The 22,091-nt window shown below is 56.4% G+C and carries 25 protein-coding genes and 1 CRISPR repeat array; of the genes, 4 read left to right on the top strand and 21 right to left on the bottom strand.

Annotation, left to right across the window (positions count from 1 at the left end):
• Positions 1–263: 263 nt before the first annotated feature.
• The gene (locus THS27_RS18990; protein ID WP_085593642.1) at positions 264–659 is read left to right on the top strand and encodes a hypothetical protein; all 396 of its coding nucleotides are present in this window, start codon (positions 264–266) and stop codon (positions 657–659) included.
• Between the two features lie 55 nt (positions 660–714).
• Here the strand turns inward: THS27_RS18990 and THS27_RS18995 are convergent, their stop codons facing one another.
• On the bottom strand, positions 715–1,413 hold the full coding sequence (locus THS27_RS18995; RefSeq protein ID WP_085593643.1) for a glutathione S-transferase family protein: 699 nt from the start codon (positions 1,411–1,413) through the stop codon (positions 715–717).
• A 178-nt stretch (positions 1,414–1,591) separates the two neighbouring features.
• Here THS27_RS18995 and THS27_RS19000 point away from each other — a divergent pair, with 178 nt between their 5' ends.
• Complete coding sequence (locus THS27_RS19000) at positions 1,592–2,287, top strand: glutathione S-transferase N-terminal domain-containing protein (RefSeq protein WP_085593644.1); 696 nt, start codon at positions 1,592–1,594, stop codon at positions 2,285–2,287.
• A 61-nt stretch (positions 2,288–2,348) separates the two neighbouring features.
• Here THS27_RS19000 and THS27_RS19005 read toward each other — a convergent pair whose 3' ends face one another.
• From THS27_RS19005 to THS27_RS19070, 14 genes are all read right to left on the bottom strand, one after another.
• Entirely contained in the window at positions 2,349–2,969 is a 621-nt protein-coding gene (locus tag THS27_RS19005) for an exopolysaccharide biosynthesis protein (protein ID WP_085593645.1), read from the bottom strand.
• A gap of 73 nt (positions 2,970–3,042) precedes the next feature.
• Complete coding sequence (locus THS27_RS19010; RefSeq protein WP_085593646.1) at positions 3,043–3,534, bottom strand: 3TM-type holin; 492 nt, start codon at positions 3,532–3,534, stop codon at positions 3,043–3,045.
• Positions 3,535–3,594: 60 nt separating this feature from the next.
• The gene (locus tag THS27_RS19015) at positions 3,595–4,056 is read right to left on the bottom strand and encodes a cell wall hydrolase (RefSeq protein WP_085593647.1); all 462 of its coding nucleotides are present in this window, start codon (positions 4,054–4,056) and stop codon (positions 3,595–3,597) included.
• Between the two features lie 34 nt (positions 4,057–4,090).
• Positions 4,091–4,381, bottom strand: coding sequence for a hypothetical protein (locus tag THS27_RS19020; RefSeq protein WP_085593648.1), 291 nt, complete (start codon positions 4,379–4,381; stop codon positions 4,091–4,093).
• Positions 4,382–4,544: 163 nt separating this feature from the next.
• Positions 4,545–4,850, bottom strand: coding sequence for a hypothetical protein (locus tag THS27_RS19025; protein ID WP_085593649.1), 306 nt, complete (start codon positions 4,848–4,850; stop codon positions 4,545–4,547).
• Positions 4,851–5,064: 214 nt separating this feature from the next.
• Positions 5,065–6,552, bottom strand: coding sequence for a phage terminase large subunit (terL, locus tag THS27_RS19030; RefSeq protein WP_085593650.1), 1,488 nt, complete (start codon positions 6,550–6,552; stop codon positions 5,065–5,067).
• Positions 6,553–6,611: 59 nt separating this feature from the next.
• Positions 6,612–7,037, bottom strand: coding sequence for a hypothetical protein (locus THS27_RS19035; RefSeq protein WP_139835656.1), 426 nt, complete (start codon positions 7,035–7,037; stop codon positions 6,612–6,614).
• A gap of 2 nt (positions 7,038–7,039) precedes the next feature.
• Positions 7,040–8,149 (bottom strand): hypothetical protein, encoded by a 1,110-nt coding sequence (locus THS27_RS19040; RefSeq protein WP_085593652.1) that lies wholly within the window; start codon positions 8,147–8,149, stop codon positions 7,040–7,042.
• 102 nt (positions 8,150–8,251) lie between these two features.
• Positions 8,252–9,697, bottom strand: a complete 1,446-nt coding sequence (locus THS27_RS19045) for a hypothetical protein (RefSeq protein ID WP_085593653.1) — start codon at positions 9,695–9,697, stop codon at positions 8,252–8,254.
• A 3-nt stretch (positions 9,698–9,700) separates the two neighbouring features.
• Entirely contained in the window at positions 9,701–10,150 is a 450-nt protein-coding gene (locus tag THS27_RS19050; RefSeq protein WP_085593654.1) for a hypothetical protein, read from the bottom strand.
• Complete coding sequence (locus THS27_RS19055) at positions 10,150–12,054, bottom strand: hypothetical protein (protein ID WP_085593655.1); 1,905 nt, start codon at positions 12,052–12,054, stop codon at positions 10,150–10,152. The genes THS27_RS19050 and THS27_RS19055 overlap by 1 nt, the downstream gene beginning before the upstream one ends.
• Positions 12,054–12,635, bottom strand: coding sequence for a hypothetical protein (locus THS27_RS19060; RefSeq protein WP_085593656.1), 582 nt, complete (start codon positions 12,633–12,635; stop codon positions 12,054–12,056). Before THS27_RS19060 ends, THS27_RS19055 begins: the two co-directional genes overlap by 1 nt.
• A gap of 82 nt (positions 12,636–12,717) precedes the next feature.
• Complete coding sequence (locus THS27_RS19065) at positions 12,718–12,993, bottom strand: hypothetical protein (RefSeq protein ID WP_085593657.1); 276 nt, start codon at positions 12,991–12,993, stop codon at positions 12,718–12,720.
• 106 nt (positions 12,994–13,099) lie between these two features.
• Entirely contained in the window at positions 13,100–13,915 is an 816-nt protein-coding gene (locus THS27_RS19070; protein WP_085593658.1) for a phage capsid protein, read from the bottom strand.
• A gap of 217 nt (positions 13,916–14,132) precedes the next feature.
• Here THS27_RS19070 and THS27_RS19075 point away from each other — a divergent pair, with 217 nt between their 5' ends.
• Positions 14,133–14,900, top strand: a complete 768-nt coding sequence (locus tag THS27_RS19075) for a hypothetical protein (protein WP_085593659.1) — start codon at positions 14,133–14,135, stop codon at positions 14,898–14,900.
• A gap of 30 nt (positions 14,901–14,930) precedes the next feature.
• On the opposite strand, the gene THS27_RS19080 is transcribed toward THS27_RS19075, so the two are convergent.
• The 5 genes from THS27_RS19080 to THS27_RS19100 all read right to left on the bottom strand — a co-directional run bounded on the left by THS27_RS19080 (position 14,931) and on the right by THS27_RS19100 (position 19,316).
• Positions 14,931–15,827, bottom strand: a complete 897-nt coding sequence (locus THS27_RS19080) for a hypothetical protein (RefSeq protein ID WP_085593660.1) — start codon at positions 15,825–15,827, stop codon at positions 14,931–14,933.
• 36 nt (positions 15,828–15,863) lie between these two features.
• On the bottom strand, positions 15,864–16,340 hold the full coding sequence (locus THS27_RS26700; RefSeq protein WP_168184945.1) for a hypothetical protein: 477 nt from the start codon (positions 16,338–16,340) through the stop codon (positions 15,864–15,866).
• Positions 16,337–17,938, bottom strand: a complete 1,602-nt coding sequence (locus THS27_RS19090) for a portal protein (protein WP_085593661.1) — start codon at positions 17,936–17,938, stop codon at positions 16,337–16,339. Before THS27_RS19090 ends, THS27_RS26700 begins: the two co-directional genes overlap by 4 nt.
• 281 nt (positions 17,939–18,219) lie before the next feature.
• Positions 18,220–18,840, bottom strand: a complete 621-nt coding sequence (locus THS27_RS19095) for a hypothetical protein (RefSeq protein ID WP_085593662.1) — start codon at positions 18,838–18,840, stop codon at positions 18,220–18,222.
• Between the two features lie 23 nt (positions 18,841–18,863).
• Complete coding sequence (locus THS27_RS19100) at positions 18,864–19,316, bottom strand: hypothetical protein (protein WP_085593663.1); 453 nt, start codon at positions 19,314–19,316, stop codon at positions 18,864–18,866.
• A gap of 442 nt (positions 19,317–19,758) precedes the next feature.
• Here THS27_RS19100 and THS27_RS19105 point away from each other — a divergent pair, with 442 nt between their 5' ends.
• Positions 19,759–20,379 (top strand): helix-turn-helix transcriptional regulator, encoded by a 621-nt coding sequence (locus THS27_RS19105; protein WP_085593664.1) that lies wholly within the window; start codon positions 19,759–19,761, stop codon positions 20,377–20,379.
• 2 nt (positions 20,380–20,381) lie between these two features.
• A CRISPR array of direct repeats spans positions 20,382–21,077; the repeat unit is 36 nt; unit sequence GTTGTAGCTACCATCCAAAATCGAACCTGCTACAAT.
• Positions 21,078–21,248: 171 nt separating this feature from the next.
• Here THS27_RS19105 and THS27_RS19110 read toward each other — a convergent pair.
• Positions 21,249–22,067: an inositol monophosphatase gene (locus tag THS27_RS19110; RefSeq protein WP_246833028.1), complete on the bottom strand. Its 819-nt coding sequence runs from the start codon at positions 22,065–22,067 to the stop codon at positions 21,249–21,251.
• Between the last annotated feature and the right edge of the window lie 24 nt (positions 22,068–22,091).

Genomic DNA, 22,091 nt, shown 5'->3' on the forward strand with positions numbered 1-22,091 from the left:
TTAATAGGTCCTGAGCCTAGCTGGACATAAAGTCTCAGCAGAAAACATCTACCGCGCCCTTGTCCCGTATCTTCAGGAAGACTTAAAAAGAGGAGCCTCGATACAGGATGACGAAGTTAAGCGTGCTATCGACGTATTATCGAAATTACCTCCCTTCGGTCCTCGACGACTTAATTTCAACAAAAAATATTTACAATCTAGCATTGGCTTATTGAATTTACCGGCCAACCCGGACAGGCTCGCAATTGCTTACTGGTGGTGAAATGAACAAACGTTACGCTCGCATCCTGTTCTTTATTTTGCTGCTTCTATTCATTGGAACTTTGGCAACGCAATTTTCTCCCGCGCTAAAGCAGGATTTTTTTCAAGGCAGCATTTGGGAAAATGGCTACGCGCTGATTACCAATATACTTATTCTACTGTCAGTATTTGATTACGCATATGACAAGAAAATTCTTCCGCGACCGTTAATATTTGCGATCATGCTTAATACATTCGGTTCTGTATGTATTGGTATCGGAATGACATTATTCAATGAATGGGCAATCACGACAGGTGGCGAGGTCATTACCATATTGCTTCTCGCTATTGCCATTTACGGGTCTGCGCTTGCGGCTATGTACGCACTGTCGCGCGAGAGATCCACGATGCGTGTGTAATTTCAAAAATGCGCAGATCAGGCAGGGACAATTCTGCCCTGCCTGATCAAATATACTAATCTTTATAATTCGACGGAAACAGCGCGCGCTTGGCAATATCATCCATCTCGGTTTTGAACGTGTGCGACGCCAAAACCTTGCGGGCGCGTTCCACGGCCTGGCGGGAATTGATGAAATCAAACCAGCGTGCCAGATGCGGATAGCTTTCAAGCGGAATGCTTTCGCCTTTCATCACCACCGGCGCGCGGTCGATCCAGCCCCAAAGCGAGATATCGGCAATGGTGTAATCATCGCCCACCACATGGTCGCGCCCGACCAGATGGGTGTTTACCACTTCGTAATGGCGTTCAATTTCACGGCGATAGCGGTTTATGGCATAGTCATTGGGCTGCGGGGCGGCGTGCTGAAAATGCACCGCCTGGCCGGAAAACGGGCCAAGGCCGCTGGCAATGAAGAATAACCACGACAGCAATTCACCACGGTCTTCCTCCTTGCCCGTGAACTTGCCGGTTTTATCCGCCAGATAGAGCAAAATGGCCGAGCTATCAAAAACCCGGGTTTCCTTGCCGCCCGGGCCATCGGTATCCACAATCGCGGGAACCTTGCCGTTCGGGTTAATCTTCAAATAGGCATCGCTATATTGCTCGCCTTTTTTGGTGTCAACCGGAATGGCTTCATATTCCAGCCCGGCTTCTTCCAAAAACAGGGCAACCTTGGCCGGGTTCGGGGTCGGGTGAAAATAAAAACGAATCATCAGGCTCTCCTGTCGCCAAAATATTCGGCGAATTGCTTGAGTTTTAAAACGATCATTCTACAATGGTGCCATTGTTGATCAAACGCAAGCCTTGCCGATAAATTATAAATCTGTCAGGGAAATGACAGTGCCTGTTCACTCAGGCTTTGGCATGGCAATTTGAAAAAAGGTATGCCCCATGATCGAGCTTTATTACTGGCCAACCCCGAATGGCCACAAAATCACGATGTTTCTGGAAGAAGCCGGGCTGGATTACGAAATTCACCCGGTCAATATCAGTGCCGGCGACCAGTTCAAGCCGGAATTTCTGGCCTTTTCCCCCAATAACCGCATGCCCGCCATCATCGACCGCGCCCCGACCGACGGCGGCGACGCCATTTCGGTTTTTGAATCCGGCGCCATTTTGCAATACCTGGCCGAAAAAACCGGTAAATTCCTGCCAGATGATATCCGCGGTCGCACAACTGTCATGGAATGGTTGTTCTGGCAAATGGGTGGCCTTGGGCCGATGCTGGGCCAGAACCATCATTTTGGCACCTACGCACCCGAAAAAATCCCCTATGCCATCAATCGCTATGTCAATGAAACCAACCGTCTTTATGGTGTCCTAAACAAGCGCCTTGAAGGCCGCGATTTCATTGCCGATGACTATTCCATCGCCGATATGGCCTGCTATCCGTGGATCGTTCCCCATGAGCGCCAGCAACAGAACCTGGATGATTTCCCCAACCTGAAGCGCTGGTTTACCGCGATTGGCGAACGCAAGGGCACAATCGATGCCTATGCCAAAGGCAAGGCCGACCATTTCACGCCGACCGTGACCGAAGAAAGCAAGAAAATCCTGTTTGGGCAAACGGCCAAAACCGGCAATTAAGCCATTTCTGCTTTAAATACAAAAAGGCCCGGCCCGCCACCATCGGCGGGCCGGGCCTTATTTATATCATCAGGGTAACACAGCCGATCAGGGCAACAAGGGCGGCAATGCCCGCCGCAATCATCACCATTCCATCGCGCAATGTCATGGCAAGACCAAACCCGACCACCGCCACCATTGGCAGGGCCGCGGCAAAGGGCACCAGTTCAAAAAACGGCATCGGCACCACCAGCAACAGGCAAATTCCCGCCGCAATCCGAATGGTACGGTGGGTTAACACCCCTTCCAGCCGTTCATGAAAATGCCGATCCAGCCATTGCCCCACCGGATGCATTTTTTTCATCGCCCGTTCCAGCTTTGCCCCGGCCACCGATTGCCGTTCAATAATATCAGGCAGCCAGATATGCTTGCGGCCCAACACGATTTGCACAGCAAACAGGGCAATCAAAAGGCCCAGCAACGTTGGCACACCGGGAATGGCACCCAGGGGCGATACACCGATCAACCCCGGCACCAGCAAAAACGGGCCATAACTGCGAAACCGCAACGCATGGGTCATTTCGCCCAGCGTTACGTCACCATTCACCCGGCCCGTTTCAACCAGCTGGTCAATAATGCCGGTCACCGGATTATCGTTTTTGGAATCAGGTTTGCTTTGGCTATGTGATTGTTCAAAATTCATATTCTGCCAACGTTACAACCGCCCGTTTGGTTCCGGTTACAAAGCCTGCTGCCCAAAACAAACAGCATTAACATCAGCCATCCCGGCGTTTATCGCCGCTTCGTTTCACCACCGAAATCCCCAAAACCGCCAGGGCCACACCCCAGATCGGGCTGGTATTAACAAGGGCAGCAATAATCGCCGGGGCCTGTAACGGCGTCATTACAATGGCTGCCGCAATCGCCCCCATCATCAACACCCAGGTCAGGGCCATCGCATAACCAAAGCTGGGGCGCCAGCGCCGCACAAACGCATCGTCCGATGCCACTTCCGCCCGGATCGTCTGGTTCACGGCCCGCACCACCGTGCTGTCATGGGCCAGTTCGGCGCGCACCATCGCCTCGGTATGGCGGTTGGCTTCGGCCAGTTGATCCGCCCCGACCACCCCCTGCCCCACCGCCGCCTCCACATCGCGCAATCCTTTGGCCGCCGTTTTCGCCAGCGGGTTGTCAATTGCATCCAGCCCTGCCCCCACCGCCTTGATCAACAAGGGCAAACCGATTTGCGCCAATAATGCCGGTATCATTTTTCAACCTCGCCTGTTGGGAAAAAGCACACCAAACCACGCCCCGTTATCATAGGGCGATTAACCGATATCGTCGTAAAAAACATGATTGCCAATTTCACAAACCGGCACATGGCCGTGTGCCCACCACGGGTCACATTGCAACGTGTGATAATGCGTCGCCCCGTGCGTGGTATCGGGCAGCCTGGCGCTGATGGCCCGGCTGGCCACCCTGCGGCACAAACGATAGGCCAGGTCCCGTTCGTTTACGCGCAGCAGTTTTTCCCGGTTGGGATCGCCCCGGTTCCAGCACGAAAATTGCCCGGCCTTCAAGCACACCGCCACAACATCATTGCCCCACCAATACCCTCCCCGGCGTTTTGCCACCGTCACCCGGTTCATGATCACACAGGCAACGGCTTCAATTCCGGTCAGGTCTTCGCCGCGGGCTTCGCCGTAAAGGGTGCGTGCCAAAATATTGACCGGCGATAATTCCGCCAACGCCGCCATGTCTGTTTCTGTCTTTTGCGTGTCCCTGATCATTCAACATCCCCGTTGTTTTTCATTTTGCGTAAAATCACATGTCCCGATGTTCAAGTTTGGCTTCAATGCGCAACAAATGTGCGGTCAACCGCCGTTCCACATCCTTCAAATACGGGATCGACACATAATTGCGCGCAACGTCTAGCTTGAAAGCCGCCAGTCCATCGCGGTTTTCCTGGCAATCACGTGTGTTTTGCGCGGCACTAACATCTATCCTGCGCTGCAATTCCACCCGGCTACGCCAGATCAGCCAAAACAACGCCGCCAATGCTGGCAATTCCACCATTGTCAGCCACCAGCCCAAATCTACCGGTCCTGCTGCCATTGTTTTCTCCAAAAAAAAGACCCGCCGGAATATACCGGCGGGTCAGTTCAGGAGTTTCTCATCATTAAGAAACGTCCCCCTATTCGTATTCGTCAGGCATCAGGCACACGGCATTCACTTCGCCCGAAACACTCTTTCAGGCGGCGCACATGTGGCTGTAATCTCAGGCTTTCGGGCCACTCACGGCAAAGGCAATTTCCTGCCATGCTTCCCCCGTGGCAATCAGGCAACTTGGCCCGTCAGGATAGGTAAAAAGGATCGACCAGGTTTTGCCATCCGGTCCTTTCAACACCTCAATCACCCCACCGTTGGATGCCACACCCGCCGCAACGGGCTGCTCGGAATATTTATTGCTCAGGCTTTTTAAAACCGTTGCCCGGTCCCCGCATACGGGCGGGGCAGCATGCGCAGGCGTCGTTAACCAAACAGCACCCAGCAACAAGGCAAGCAAAATACCGACACGCAACATCTCATGACCTCCTTGATCCGGGCGGCATCGGGTAACATTCATGTCACCAGCTGCCTGTCATCCACCACATCAAAAATCTCTTTAGGGTAGTAAAAATACTTAAATACTATCCTTTGATATAGATTAGGTGGATGTGCCTTAAAAACAATAGCGCCCGCAACTTTTAGGAAACATTTTTCAAAACTTGTTCTAACCAACTGATTTTGATTTGAAATCAAGGATCAAAATCTGGGTCACCCTGCAAAATAGTGCTGGCCGGGCGCCAATCCCGTCCGAAATCCGGGCGCACCACCCGTGGCAATCGCACCGGTTCGGCCAATATGCACCCAGCCACCGCATCCAGCCCGTCATCGCGGTTACCGCCATTGGGCCGCCATTCGCGCATTTCACGAATAAACGGGGTGCGCCAGATATTACGTTGCCCATGCAGCAACCCCGCCGCCAATACCGCGCCAAAGGCATCGGCAATGCGGGCTTCCTTGTTGCGGGTTTCGTGAAATTCCACCACGGCGGTCAGGCATCCGGCCTGATTCAGGCAGCGCCGCAAAATATTGGGCAAAAACCGGCCAATGCCGTTGGTTTCCACCCGCACCACTGGTAAATGGTGGCGCTTTGCAAATGCGGCCACCTGGCGGCAAAGCTGGCTGGCTTCGTCTTCCCGGTCCAAACAGGCAGGGTCGCTTTGCAAATAGGCCACATCATGCAACCAGTATTCCCCCTGATCGCACATATAAATCGCCGCAATTACCGCCCCATCCTGCCCCTTGCCCCCAAATGACGGATCAAAATGACAACTGGCCGCCACCATACGGCGGTCGCCAATGCGTAATCGTTGCTCGCCATTGGCTGTTTCAAATTCGGCATCATCGTCATAGGGTTTTATCCGGGCCGGGTCCAGATCGCCCATATCAGGCGGCACCATTTCCAGCATCATCTGGCTGGCAAATTTACCCGCCGCCGTTCGGGCGCGGATCTGCTCGATCTTCGCCGCCGAAAACCGTTCCGGCCACGCTGACAAACCGTTTTCATCGGTGATCGGTAAACAAAACCGCGAAAACCCGTTTAAAAACGGGGCATCCTCGCCGGTTTCAGGCCGGGTTTCATCGGCATAGATCGAATAATAACTGTGCGGTGTGCCAATAAATACCTGCATCCCGCCGGGGCTTAAAACATAGGAAATCTCGCCCAGTTTTTCGCGCAACTCCTCGCGTTTATGCGCGGTATCACAGGTTTTAGGGACTTCCACATCGTCACAAATCACCACGTCGGCGCGTGACCCGGTAATATTGCCACCAATCCCCGCCGCCTGCATCGACGGGTCGCGCAACTCGCCGGGCCGGTTAATGGTAAAACGCTCTGCCCCCCAATCGGTCAGCTTCCCCGGTACTGCTGCTTTCGTTAAAGGGTGGCGTTCCACAATGCGTTTTACATTGCGCACCATCTTTTTTGCCAAATCAAGGTCGGCTGCCAACACCAGAATGCGCAAATCCGCATTGCAATACAGCAACCACGCGCAAAACAGGCCCACCATGGTCGATTTGCCACTGTTCCGAAATGCCATCAGCAACAACTCACGCGGGCCATGATCATTATGGTGCTGCAACCACTGCGCCATTTTCTGATGATGCGCCGGTGTGCCCTGCCCCAGTTTCCGGTTCCATATCCAGACAAACTCGGCAAGGCTGGCCTGGCATTTCTGCATTTTGCCTCCCCCTTCCCTTCAGGTCACACCGGTTTTAAAAACCACCCCGATTTTTCAAATCATCCGCTTTGCATTGCGGTTCTGGCAGCCAAAATCAGCTGTAAAACCTCATCGCCCCCCTGCTCCGTTGCCTCCACATGCGCCCGATCAGTAATATCCTTGGTGCCGTTTTTCCGAACCGGCGGTTCTGCGGCCAAATCTTCGTCACAAACCCAGCGCAAAAGTTTGATCAGGCTTTCCACATGGGCTAATGCGGCCTTGCACGCGGCCTGATGGTTCACAATCCCCTTGGCATCCATCACGTCGGCCGCGTCGCGTGCCACCCGATGATACGCCTTGCGTGCCCGGCGAATATCGGTTGGCAAACTGCGCAAAAGCTCGCTTCGCAACCGTGCCAATCGCCCGCGGTCCTCGTCGGAAAATCCGCTATCCGTGGCATCTTCCCCTTCATTCCGGCATTCCGCCCCGGTTCTGATATCCGCCAATGTTACACCGCCCCGCTGGTACAAAGGGCGACCAGCCGGTCATCGCCCAGCCGCCCCGGCCAATAGGACACCGCCCGCACATAGCCATTAAGCTGGCTTGCCGTGCCTGCGTAAGACCCGATCCCCAGTGTTTGAAAATTACGCGGCAAGGCAAAACCGGGGGGCGATTTTAAAACCCCGTTTTGGGTGGCAACAGCAATGTCATCATCATCAAACGCCAGCGCCACCAGGTTGCGCTGACCTGCCACCAGTGCGCCATACAGCGATTGCGTAATCAATTGCTGCCCGCCTTTGCGCAGGCTGATGCGCAACTGGTCCGCCGCACTGTCATAGGCCAAATCCAGATGGTCATTATTCAGGCTGGTTGAATAAAGCTGCATCACCCGCCAGATCCCGCTCCAGGCCGCAGGTAACGCCAGATCAAAAAACAGCGTTCCGGCACCGGGCATAAACCAGCCATCGGATAAATCCAGCCGCACATCATCGCCAGTGCGCGCGGCAGGAATACCGTTGCTGATCATGTCGCTGCTCGCAACCGGTGCGGCTTCAAGCTGCGCATTCCACACCAGCACCGATGCCGCCGCCCCCGAAATCGCCGTGCTGATCTTGGGATACCGGCTGGTGGCCGATGCCACCTCGGCAAACCCCACCCGTTGCCAGCGTTCACCCAGCGTCACCCCATGTTGCGACGCCCCGTTTACCCCGCCCAGCGTTATATTTGCCGTTCCACTCACCGCACGCATCCACACCGCAAAGGCATGGGTCGCCCCCGACAACAGATTATCCACCCGCTGATAAATCCCGCCTGTCCCGGCGGCAAAATTAATCCGGGTTGCATTTGCGCTGCCATCCGGGGCCGTTCCCGCCCCGGCCAAAACCGTTACCCCGGCATCCTTTTCCCAAATCGCATTGGCAAAATTCGCCGAATGGCGCAACAAATTTGCCGATGCCCCCTCAATACGCAGGCCCAGGGCCCGCCCGTCATCATCAAATTCAAAGGCAGGCATATTTGCAGCAATTTCCGTAACCACCCCTGTTTCATCCTTCACATGCGTGGTGCTGCCCCGCGCCACCTGCAAATAATCCGTCAACGGCAAAAACCGCATCGCCATATCATCTGTCCTGTTTTGAAAGCCGCCACCGGGCATAACAAAACCCCGCCAGCGCTGGTGCTGGCGGGGTCCGTCCCCCTCACATATCAAACCGAACGATACTCAGGCGCTCAGCCGCACCGCATGAAACCAGCTTGCCAAACTGGTTGCGACAATATGGCGCGTATCGCTCGCCCCATGTGCCACCCGCACCCGAAAGGCGTTATCTGTGCCAATGCCCGCCCGGGCAATGCCACTGCATCGCAATATTTTGCGCCCGTCCGCCCCATTGGGCAGGGTATCAACGCCTTGCAAATGCATGTTCCAGCCGCCTGCCCCCAACCGCTCCACAAACACCATGCCCTGCACCGACTGGTCCGCCAGTTCCATGCACACGCCAATATCAAAATGGTAATGCCCCGGTGGTACATTGGCGACGCCGTCATACCCGGCGTGATAAAGACCGTGGCTGTCAGTCACGATGCTGTCCCATTCCACAACAAACTCGCCATTGGCCGGGATCGCCTGTTGTTGCGTGCGCAACATTTTTACCAGCGGCCCGCCCGACCGCAAAATTTGCACCTGCCAGCGGTTGCCATCGCAAAACACCTCAACCGCATCGCCGCGCATCGGCAGGGCAAAAACGGCCCGCTCCGCACCACCATCCACCGGGTGCAGCACATCCACACCCACCGTCGTAATATCGGTCGCCGTGCCATCCCCGTTAAAAATGCGAAATTTCACACCGTTGCGGCTGGGTTGGCAGGGCGGAAGCGTAATCCGCCCGCCGTTCGAAACCCGCACTACTACCCCGCTTTGCCGAGGGGTCAACGTCACATTACCCGGCGCGTCAACCATCGGCATCCGCCGTTCATCCTGATAGGCCAGTGCCCGCCCGGTGCGACAATCAAGCTGCAAAACCGCCGTGGCCGACTGGCTGACAAACCCGGCAAACGATGATTGCGCCTGCTGTGCCGCTGCGCTGGCTTCATTTGCCGCGCGGTTCGCCATTTCGCCTGCCGCCTGCGCCCCGGCAATCGCGGCACCATCCGGCCCGTTTACCAGTTGGCGCGCCGTTTCATCCCACATAATCGCCCGACCTGCCTGCGGGCCGGGCAATTGGGCCGACACCCCTTCCCCGCTGGCATTAATCGCCCCGTCAGGCATCCGCAATGTGCTGGCAAATCCTTCTTCCACGTCACCAAGGGCGGCCAGCACATAATCAAAATCGGCATTTAAAACATCGGCACGCAGGCTGCTGCCGCTGTCATAATGGCTTAACCGGCGCAATCCCAACCGCCGGGATATCAACACATCTGCCCCCGTTACCGGGGCTTTGGCAAACGTCACCGTGCCGCCGCTGGCCATCACACTGCCTTCGCCGGTTTCGCCGCTGCTTTGGCTGGTATTCAGGGTAATGCCAATATCTTCGCTAATCTCGTTGCCATTCATCGTTACCTTCACATCCGATGCGGCAAACACGGCAAATTCAAACGGAAATTCCCGGCTTTCCCCGTCGCCTTCATATCGCACCGCTGCCGGGTCGCGATTGGCAAAAATTGCACCCACGGTCTAGCCTCCCCAATTATCGCGCCGCGCAAACCACGACGTAATTTGCGACAACGTGTTGTAACGCGATGTATCCAGCAAATTTTGCCGCTTATATTGCGCGCGCTGGTCAATGCTGCTGCTTTGCCGGGCAAAGGCCCCATTGGCCGCGTCCTGCACATCAAGCAAACTGCGCTGCGCCCCTGCCAACACCGCACTGGCCGACCCTGCCGCCCCGGCCTGAATGCCCGACGCGCCCTGTGCGGCACGCAAACTCGCCTGTTGCACGCGTAATTTGCGGGCGCGCTCGGCATCGTCGCTGGCCTTTTGTGCCGCCAATGCCTGCTGCGCGCTTTGGCGCTGCGCATCAACCTGGCTGGCCGCTTTTTTGGCCTGTTTCTGGCTGGCTGCAATTTCGGTTCCGGTCTGCACCGCATTTGCCACCACCGGTACCCACGATGAAAATCCCCCCATCAGTCATTCACCCCCACTTCGCTACTCACACCCAACAATAAAAAAGGCCGGGGCAAATCCCCGGCAATGCGCCACAATCCATTCTGCCCACCGCGTTTCCATCCCATGGCCCGCACCGTCACCTCGCCGCGAAACAACCCGTTTGCCTGGTCCAGAACCCGCCCGCTTGCCGGTTTGCGCAACGGCACCCGGCGCATCCCGCGCCCCACATCCACCGCCATCCCGGCACTGTCATGCAGGCGAAACGTCGCACAAATCAACCGCAAGCTGGACCCGCCATAAGGCCGCGATCCATCGCCGCCCACCGGGGGCAAGGCCGCAATTTCATGGCGAAAGGGCAAACCCGCCATCACCTGTGTTTCCGGCGTTGCAAGCCGCACACTGCCCCCCGAAATCAAAACGTCGCGGTAAAGCTGGCTTCCTGCCCACACCCCAACTTCCAGGCCATCTAACAACCCAAACTGTCCCCATTGGGGTGTGGCCTCATCCGCGTGCGCCGTTAACGTCAAATCAAACCCGGCATCCTCATCAAACCGGCCCAGAAAAAACCGGTTCGCACGTTCAATCGCCACATAAACGTCGCCGCCACTCACCGCGACATTGCGAAACGCCCCGTCAATTTCCTGCCCGCTCCAGGCGGTTACACCCTCGCTACGATAAAGCGTTAATGTGCCAATCGTGCCATCGCCCATCACCACATGCAAAAGGCGCCGGCTTGCATCATAGGCCTGATCAACCGGCGCATTAATCAAATGGCTCGATAACAACGCCAAGTCCGCCGCACCGTATGCCTGCTCCAGATCGGTAAATAGAAACTCCCGTATTTCGGTGCCATTGCGTGCCGCAAACACCGTTGCCCCGTCGATGTTAACCGGGGGCACATTGCGGTCTGCCGCACTGCCAATGCGGGTTTGCCGCGTCACCTGAATATTTTGCGGGGTTAACGGTGTCCCGCTGACCATCCATTCCGCCCCGCTGGTAAAAACCTGCAAATCCCGGCCCGAAAACACGGCCGCAATCGCACTTACCTGGTCGGCAAGCAAGGCAAACTCAATGGCTTCGTCATCCAGCCCCTCGCCCAGTTCAAAATTAAATAACGCCCCCGAATGCGACATCCACAACCGGTTGGGCAAATCGCGCGACCCGCCAATCACCATCCGGTCCTGATGAAAGGTCACACTGCGCGGCCAGCCCCGCACGTCGGAAAAGGCCGGTTCGGCAAAATCCTGCGTTTCATTGGCATTGGGCAACTGTTCACGCAGGGCAAGGGTGGCATGTTTGCCGTCGGCAACCGCGGTTATTTCCCCCTCAATCCCCTGTACCCGCCATTGCCCTCCCACATGTCCTGCCGCAAAAACATCGGCACTGGCGCTCAGGCCAACCGTCCCCGATACCCCCGATGGCTTTACCGACACATAAGGTTCGGCAAATTTGTAATAGGGTTGCTGGCGTTTGGTGGTGGTTTCACCCCAAACCCAGCTTGTCACCAGCCAGTCTGCATCCGCCTTTGGCACAATGCGGATCGGCACCACATCAGGATGCACCACCAGCAACGTATCCGCACTTTGCGTCCAGCTGATCTGGCCCAAATGTTTGCTTTCAAACGGTGTCGTCAATTCCTGGACCACACTGTCGCCCGCATAAACCGTGGCCCGCAAATGCCAAAACACCACCAGAAACGGCTGATCGACATTATATTCAAACGGCACCAGCCGCACCGGCCCCGATACCTCATCAATTAACCGCACACCGGGCCTGCGGCACACCCCGCCCGATGGCAGCACAAACACATTGCGTAATTTGGCCGCCCCGTTGCGATAGGCGGCAATATCGCCCCGGCCCCATAATTTCGGTGCCAGTTCCCCGGCACTGAACGTGGTTTTTTCCAAAACACTGCGCGCCATTACCCCCGTGCCTCCAGCAAGGGAAAATCCTCAATCCGGCGCGGGGTCGATTGCTGGGCATCAGCCAGTCGCGCCTGATGAAACAGCGTGTCTGCCCGCTTTTGCAAATATTCCGCCCGGCTGCCGCTTTCGGTTAACGGCAGGCAAAATTCCGCTGCCAGCCGCGCCATCAGGGCCATATCAAACCATACCGGCAACGATGCTTCAGGCATCCGCCCCACATAATTCAAAAATGCCCGCTCGGCCCCACATACAATCACACCCTTGCGCAATTCAAATTCCGGCAATTGCCCGGCACCACTTTCCAGCGACAATAACCTTATAAAATCCCCCGGCAGGGCAAATTGCCTGTCATCGCGGGCCAACTGCCCTTCTTCATCATCAGGCGGTGCCAACCGCGCCAGCCACTTGCCCCGCGCGGCAAACCGCCACGGATACGCCGCCAGCATCCCGTCACGCAGTGCCGGGTACAACATCGCCGCCACTTCCGCCTCCACCGTTTCCTCGGCAAAGGATGCAATCGGGCTTACCCCGATCATCACCAGTGCGCGTGCGCATAACGCCACATCGCTTAACGCCATCACGGCCTCCCTGCCAGCCAGCCACAAAAAAGCCCGGCTCAACCGAACCGGGCTTTCAAATTTTCCAGCCACCCCCCCCCGATCAATCGGTATTGGTGGTGCCAATCGCTGTCATGTCGCGCACATCAACGCCGTTAACATCGGCCTGCGTCACCAAAAACATCCCGCCCGAAACCCCGCCATCGCGGTTGGTATTGGCAAACATGATGTCACCCGCGCGCAGCATGTCGCGGGCGGGTGCAAAATAATTCAATGTATCCACATCGGTCGCCACATCCGGGGTCACGTAATGCCACAGGGTAAAACCGTTGGCATAGGCCAGAACGCTTAAATTCCGGGCCTTGAAACCTTCTGCCATTTTAATGCTCCGCTATTTTTTGGAAAAGACGCCCATCCGGGCCAATCAAAATGGCGGCACCATCGCTCCGCAAATGCCGCGCCAATGATGCCGCCCAAACAGCCCCCTATTCCTTGGCCTGCAAGCAGATGATCCCGTCCCCGTCCACCTTGACCGCCCCCTGGCTCATGGAATTATTAATGAAATGCGCCGCATAGTCCCCGTGCCAGGTAATGTCTGTCTCCACATCCGCCCCCACTGCATGGCCAACTGCGGTGCGGTGATACCAAAAACAGCTGCGCACATCGTCCTTCACCGGCAGGCCCGAATGGGGCATCCACAATGTCCCCAGCCAGCGTTTGGCCTGTGTGCCCTTCCACGGCAAATCGTCATCACCAATATAATCCGACGATGCAAATTCCTTTACCGCCAGCAATTCCGACCATTGTTTCCAGCCAACAACCGCATACCGCTGCCCGTCATCGGGTACATCGAGTGTCCCCATGCCTTCAAAGGCTTCCAAAACCTTGTCCAGGGTCAAACCGGCATTATCGTGTGCAACCACATTTTCGGTTGTTTGCAGGGCCTCAATGATCAGTTCGTCGGTTTTGCGCCCCAGCGCATAGGCCCCGGCATTGGCCAGCACCATTTTTTCATCATGGTTGACCTTCAATTCATCCAGCGCATCCACCCAGTCCCCGGCGTAATAATCGCTTAAATCACAGCGCACCGTTGCATGGCTCAGGTTCATCACGGGCACCTTGGCATGCCGGGCCTTGGTGGTGGCAATGCCTTTGCCCACTTTTTGAAAAACGGTGGTCGCCCCCTTAATCCCGTTTTTCACCCGCACGGTGTTGCGCAACTTCGACCCCATCCGCTGATAGGCCTGATGTACATCGGCCTGAAAATGCTCAACAAAACTTTTATCAATGGAAATACTCATCGCCGCCCCTTTTGCGTTGGAAATTCTCACACGAAGGCCATCGCGACAAACAAGGCACAAACGCCTTATTTACCGCCTTAACTGTCATTTTATGGTCATGCTTTGATGGTTGTTTTCCTGTTCCGGATTCTGGCTTCCGGGTCAGATAGACCGGCTTGTTTACTGGTCGCCGGACGACCCCGATTTATAAAACGTCAACCCAGTCGGAGCCTTCCAGGTGCGCGCACGTACTTATGCAATTTTAACTGTTATCGCTTTGGCGGCGGCGGGTTATTTCACCCTGCCCTATACCCCTGTGCCTGCCTATTTTCATGCATTCACCTCTCGCGTGTCTGCCCTTACCGGCTTTGGCGCCGACCGCATCCGCAGCCGCGTCTTGCCCGACATGGAAAAACGCCTGAACGAGGCAGGCATTGCCGTGGGCGCACCGGTTTATTTGCGGGTTTTCACCGCCGATCAAAAACTGCAAGTCTGGCTGCGTGGTGACACCCGCTATAGCGAAATTCAGGATGCCGGTTTTTGCAGCGACCAGGACACCGGCAACGCCGCCCTGCAAACACCCCCGCCCGGTGTTTATCGTATCCGCCGCGATGATTTATCCCCCAACAGTCCCAGCCACGTCGAACTGAATTTAAACCCCCTGCCCGATGACGACGCCCCATCCACCAGCGATGTGGCTGGCGCCATTTCCTACAGTCTGCATGGCAACTGTTCGGACCTTGCCGGTATTTCCCTTAATAATGACGACATCGAACAAATCTATCTTTTGGTCGATGCGGCCCTGCGCGCTGGTCAGCAATCTGTCCCGGTTCATATCTTTGAAAAACCCCGCGATATGGATGACAGCCTCGCTCTGACCGAAGACGCCACCAACAACAGCCCGGCACCCGGCCTCTATGATGTCTATGCCGCCTTCGAACGCTCCCGCATCCCGCCCGATGTCAGCAAAAGCGACGGCCGCTATCACGTCAAACCAGCCGATTAACCGTTCCCCCACCACCGGTCATCCGCGCCCTTAATTCCCCTGGTGCAGCCGGTCAAATGCGGCTTGCACCCGGGCGACAATGGCCGGGTTGCGGTCGCGCCAGTAACGTGGGTCATTCATCAACCGGTTAATATCGTTCTGCGGGTCGGTTCCGCCTTGTCCGGCATGGTTTCCGGCCAGCCCCGGTTCGCTGCCATCTTGCATCAGCCGGTATAATGCCCGCACACCGTCCGGGCTTTGCGCCATCGCCTCATAGGCTGCGGGCAGGTTTTTTTGCCCCCAGCTGGCAATACGCGGGGCCAGTTTCGCCCAGTGGTCCGCCCCGCCAAATTCAGCCGCCAGTTGCCCCTGCATCTCTGCCATCCGTGCGGCATTTTGGGCCTGTGCCACCATTGGCGATAAAATTTCAGATGCCAAATCATACACCAGCTGTGCTTGCGGCCCGGTAAAACCGGCTTCATGCAACCGGGCATTCAGGGCCTCATTCACCCCGCCCAGCTCCTCCGCCCCGCTAATTTCATAATCTGCCGGGCTTTGCGGCACCCCAAGGGCCGCATAAAATGCCTGCCGCTCCGCATCCGAACTTTCCGGCCCCGGTATCTGAAACGCGGGCATATCGGCATTCGGGGTTTCTGCCACACGTGCCATGGCTGCCATCATTCCGGTGCCACCAACTGCGCCGCCGCCAATGCCGCCCGCAACACCAACGCCATCCTCACCCCTGCACGCCGATCCCGCCGCCGCACTCAAAATATTCCCGTTTTGCCCTGCGCCGGCTGGCAGCAATCCTGCTCCGGCACCTGGCCCCGCCGCACCATCGCCTTTCACCAACGCGGCCCCCTCACCGGTTCCGGCCCCGGCCCCGCTTGCATTTCCACCCCCGGCACCCCCTTGTTGGCCGGCAACATCACCCGCATTTCCTGCCATCAAAACCCTCCCAAATTTTCAAACCTTCACCCGCCATCAATCGCCCCGTGCCCGGCGCAACATCTGCAACACCAATGCACGCTGCCCTTCTTGCATCCAAATCGCCTGCGGGCTTGCCGCCGGGCCAAGGGCACGTTCCAGCGTCATGGCGCGCAAATCCGCACACACCACCGCCGCATCATGCCCGGCGGATGGCCCCAAAACCCGTTGCCACGCCCGGTCCCGTTCCTCGTGCGAAACCCCAATCACTTCGGCATTTTCATTTTTCCGTTCTGACAAAACCGTGGGTGATTTCCGATCCGCAACAAAGCCGCCCTCAAACCAGCCCCACCCGCTGTCATCCCCGTCACCATATTGGCGCGCACCGTCAGTCTCACCGGCCAACGCCGCCGCCCCATGCCCACCGTGCCCACCGTGCCCGCCATGCCTCAAACCAGCCACTGGCTGCGCATCGGCTTGCACATCCATCACGACATCCGCCCTCGCCGGTTTCACACGCCGCCAAATCCTCATTGTCCCCCCTCCCCGGCAACTTTCCCGGCAACCTCCGGCGCATTCATCATCTCGCCCACAATTCCGGCAATTCCCGCCATGTCTTCTGGCGTCATCTCGGGTTTCAACAAATCCTGTGGCACGCCAAACTGCGCGGCCAGCCAGCGCACGGTTTTGTCCATGTCAATGGTTGCCATCGCATCCGGCCCCAACGATGCCAGCCTGCCCAGCCAATCCAGTGTCTGCCCGGCTTCCGCCTTGCGGCTTAACTGCGCCATCGGGGCGGTATGGCGCAAACACACCACCTTGCCATCAATCGGAATATCGGGAAGCTCGCCACTGCGCGCCAGCACATGCAACGCCCGGCGCATCAACGGAAAAATCAGTTCCGCCTGTAACCGGCTATAGGTCGCGGCCAACAATCGCGAATTTTCGGCAGCCCTTTCTAAAACCTCGGTCGCGGTCATCCGCGGGGCATCCACCTGGCCTAACCGGTCGGTTAACAAACAACGGCGAATGCGTTCGCGCAAATCGGCCAAAACAACGTCCGAAACATCAAACCGCCCCGGCGCATCTAACGGCGTTAACCCCGCCGACCCGACTGCCTTGGGAATAATACTGCCCGGCACCAGCCGCACCGTTGCCGGGTTTAAAATGCCATCATCATCGGCCTGCCAAATCCCTGTCACCGCAATCGATGCATTTTTTAAAACCAGCTCGACCACCTTGTTGGCGGTTTTAATATCGGGCAATGCCTTCATCACCGGCGATCGGCCATAAATTTCGCCTGGCGCCTTTAACCAGCGAAAGGCAATATAGGGCGAAACGGCAAACCGCCCTTTGGCAATCACGTCATCCTGCGCAACATTTGCAGCCGGGTCATTGGCAAAAAACACCACATAATCATATCCGCCCGCCCCGGACCGGTCCGGCAAAACGGCCTCGATCACGGCAAATTTTTCCGTCTCGGCTTCCGCTGCAGCCGTAATATGGCCGGGTATGGATGCATCCGGCCATTTTTCGCAAATGTCCTCAATGCCAAGGTTTAACTGGCGAAAAACCGCATCCAGCGTGCCATCCACCCGTTCCTCAAATGCCAGATGGCGCACCGGCACCGCACAAAACCGAAACCGCGATGGCGCACCCGGCCCGTCTTCCTCCAGCCGCAAACATGCCGTTCCCACCGTCACCAGATCCAGGTATGCCTGATGAATTTCAACCGCAAAATTGGACCGTTCAAAATGCCCCTGCACAATCCGCCCCGCACGGGCCAGTTTGTCGGTCAAATCTGCCTGATCTGCCAGGGCCACATCGTCGCCCGGCACCATCTGAAACCACCCGCCCGACGGCGGCGTTATTTCACCAAGCAAACTGGCGGCAAGTTGCTCCACCGCATCGGGTGCCGTGGCGTCAAACACCCGGTCGAACTGCTTTTTGCCCACATTGCCGCCCGCCCCGCCTGTGCTGCCAAATCCACCAAAAGCCACATCACTTTCCTGGCGCTGCGGCAGGGCAAATTCATAACATTCCTGCCAATGGCGTTGCCAATGCCCCCGGCGTTGCAAAGCTGTTCGAAACCGCCTGCGCAACATTGCGCTATCCATTTCCGCCTGCTTCATTTGCTCGCCCCTGCTCCCAAAAACCCGTCACTCTCCCCGGCACCTGTGCGCAAGCCCCGCTTCCCCGCCAATTCACCCCACCCATCCCTCAACCTGCCCTGTTCCGCACAGCAACGCCCCAACGCGACGCATCGCGACGCCAAGGCTCCAAGGCTCCAAGGCTCCAAGGCTCCAAAGCCTCAAAGCCTCAAAGCCTCAAAGCAAAAAACCCGCCACCGTTTCCGGTAGCGGGCGCAACTGTGGTGTTGATTTAGGTATCCTAGCCTATTAAAAAGAACAAATCAAGAACTTTTTTGATAAATTTTCGATTTGTTCACAAGATAACGATGCAACCCCGCCGGGGTCAGCACATACCACGCCGAAATGCCCAGCAACCGTTTCATCACTTCAACGCAACTAAACATACCCAGCCGCACCGTTTGGGCACCCTCATCGGGCAATGTCACCCACAGGCAGTTATGCCCCTGTTCGCGATAATAGGCTGCCGGGTCAAACAGCGCCGAAAACTGCCAAAGCTCGCATTGCAACTGGTGGCTTGCCGGGTTCAAATAAATCCACTGCCCGCTTTCGCGCGTCGCAATCACCGCAAAACAATGGCGAAACTCCGCAGGCAACCACCGTAAAGCCCATTTGTCCGGCGCATCGGCAAACACAATCAAGGCCCGGTTTTCCCCGCCCTTTTCACCGGCCCCGGCCCTTATCGGCATGCTACGGCAATCCTGCAGCCGGTTTGATAAACCATCATGTGCGCCCAACCGTTGCACATCGCCTTCGCCGTGCCAGCTTCGCTTCAAAACATGTGCCCCTGCACCAAACCGGGCATGTTCCATGTCCTTTTTAAACTCGCCCCCCTTCGCAACGCTTTGGTCATTCGCCGCATCGCGCCCAAAATACGTCGCCACACATGCCCCCTGTGAAAACCTCCCTAAAAATGACATGGCGTAAAATCTCCCTGCATTTCCTGGTCGCTATCGTTTTCGTCATAGTCAGCCTGCGCCAATGCTTCCCCGTCCGGGTCCACAATACCCCGGCGGATCAACACGGTTGCCAGCACTTCCAGCGCTTCACACCACAACACTGCCTTGCGCTGTTCCTCCTCCACCCGTGGGTCAGGCACCCGTTCCACCGCACCGTAATATTCCAGCACCTGTAAATGCGCCTGCCCAATCACGCCGCCGCGCCATAACCGCATCACCGCGTTATAAATATCGTCCGGGTCGCACGGCCGGGTCACATCCCCGGCATCGGCCACAACCCGCGCCCCTTCAATCCGTGCGGCCTGACAGCGCACAAACCAGAACCACGCCTGCCCGGCACTGGCAAACAGGGTCACCTCCCCGTCACGCAAGGGTTTGGGAAACAATCGTTGCTGCGTCATTTCGCCCTCCTGATAAACATTTCACTGCTCTGTGGCCGCCTCACGCCACACTCCGCCACCCTTCATGCATTTACGCTGTCATCCCTTCCGCTCCCCCTGCCTTTTCAGGGCACGGGTTGGTCGCATCACCGTGCCTAAATGGCATCGTCAAACCGCATCGCGATCTGATGCAAACAAACAAGGGGCGTCACCGCACCCCGGGGTGCCGCGTCATGAATGGGCAAACACAAACAATTATGGAAAGAAACGATCCCGCCTTCGGTATGCGAACGGCGATATAGCCTGTCGTCACATACTCCCGGATGCAAATCTCCCGCTGACACTCAGCTTTTAATCCCTTTTTGTTCTTTTTGTAAAGGATTATTTTCCTATTTTGTTCTCATAAAAAAGAAAGGAATAAATTCCCTGTCCCCTGCCCGATCAACCCTGATAGTATAAACCCATGATTAAACATGACCTCATCTGGGCCGCACTCGACAAAATTGCCGAGGATAAAGGCTTGTCACCCTCCGGCCTGGCCCGGCTGGCCCAGCTTGACCCGACCACGTTTAACCGGTCCAAACGCAATACAAATGCGGGCAAACCCCGCTGGCCCTCCACCGAAAGCATCGCCAAGGTTCTCTCGGCCGCCAATGTCACATTCCGGGAATTTTCTGAATTGATGGATGGCAATGGTGCCGGGCGCGTGCCAGTCATCGGCTTTGCCCAGGCAGGCAATCGCGGCTTTTTTGATGATGCAGGCTACCCCGTTGGCGGGGCGTGGGAAGACATCACCTTCCCTGCCCTGCACGACCCCACCGCCTATGGGTTGCGCATCGCAGGCGATTCGATGTCGCCGGTTTTTCGCGATGGCGACCTGATCATCGTCTCCCCCGCCTCCAACATCCGCCCGCGCGACCGCGTGGTCGTCAAAACCCGCGAAGGCGAGGTCATGGCCAAGGAACTGGTCCGCCGCGGCGCCATGGGGATCGAGCTTAAATCCCTCAACCCGGACTACGAAGACCGCTATATCACCGCCCAGGACCTCGACTGGATCGCCCGCATCCTGTGGTGCAGCCAGTAAACAACCCCTCGACCCTCCAAAATCGAACCTGCTACAATCGGAATTAATCACCTCAATATCTTCGGTGTGTTGTAGCTACCATCCAAAATCGAACCTGCTACAATGAAAAGGGGCCGAGGCGTTCACGTGGCAGGGTTGTAGCTACCATCCAAAATCGAACCTGCTACAATAAACCGGCCAGACCAGATAACAGCAACGGGGTTGTAGCTACCATCCAAAATCGAACCTGCTACAATAGTTCGTCCAACATCAACCGTACAGGTTCAGGTTGTAGCTACCATCCAAAATCGAACCTGCTACAATTGTATCTCCAATTTAAAATCCAGCACACAAGTTGTAGCTACCATCCAAAATCGAACCTGCTACAATAGAACCTTGCGCAACAGGCCGCCGGTATGCGTTGTAGCTACCATCCAAAATCGAACCTGCTACAATACCCCGCTGAAACCCCCGCCGCCGCCGTGGGTTGTAGCTACCATCCAAAATCGAACCTGCTACAATGCGGCATCGGGTATTATCCGGCTATACGCGTTGTAGCTACCATCCAAAATCGAACCTGCTACAATGGCCAGATTACTCGGCATCAACCTGAGGACGTTGTAGCTACCATCCAAAATCGAACCTGCTACAATAATGGTCTTATTCTTTCTCTTGATTCAATTGTTGTAGCTACCATCCAAAATCGAACCTGCTACAATAGGAACACCGAATCCCGCAACATCTTCAATATGTTGCGGGATTTTTTTGGTTCAAAAACTGAAATCCCAATGCCGTTTTGACCGGAAATTTCGCAAAAATGATGCGTTTTTGACAGGCACAAGCAGGCAATTTTCATGCCGCCTTTGCCCCTCAACCAGGGCCAAAAACCGTTATTTAACCCCGGTCATTTCCGACAGGACCGCCGCCACATGCGGGCCCGCCACCAAAATCGGCGCACCCTTTTCCAGCACGTCCGGTGCCTGCAAAAATGCGTTGCACCAGCCACCGGCCTCGCGCATCAAAACAATGCCTGCCATGCAATCCCACGGGTTGATATGCGGTTCAAAATAACCAATCAACCGGCCCGATGCCGCATAGGCCATCATCAGCGCACAAGACCCGTTGCGAATAAACATCCCTTCGCGGTCCAAAAGGTCGGTTATGAACGGCACCAATGCCACACTTCCCACACGGTGCGACATGCCAACGCCCATCACACCGGCATTCACATTATCAACCTGGCTGGCTTTTATCGGCTTGCCATTTACCGTGGCCCCCTGCCCCAGGCAGGCAGCAAACAATTCATCGCCATTGGGTTCATAAATCAGGCCAATCACGGCCTCGTCGCCCACCATCAGGGCCACCGAAATCACCCAGGTCGGCATTTTATTGACAAAGCACGCCGTGCCGTCAATCGGGTCGATCACCCACAGGCAGTCATTCTTGCCGCGATCAATGCCCATTTCCTCGCCTAAAAACCCGTCATCGGGGAATTTTTCGGCAATCTGGCGGCGAATAACCGCCTCAACATCCTTATCGGCAATGCTGACAACATCCAGCGGGTTGTCCTTGCATTCCACCACCAGTTCATCAACCCGGCGGTAATAATCCATTGCCACCCGCCCGGCTTCTTTCACAACACTCAGGGCATGGTCAAACCGTGCGGCAATATCCACACCGTCGGTGGCCTTGTTTAACGCTTTGCTCACGTTTATTTTCCTTTTTCCGATTGC

Source organism: Thalassospira sp. MCCC 1A01428 (assembly GCF_002115825.1).
Taxonomy (GTDB): domain Bacteria; phylum Pseudomonadota; class Alphaproteobacteria; order Rhodospirillales; family Thalassospiraceae; genus Thalassospira.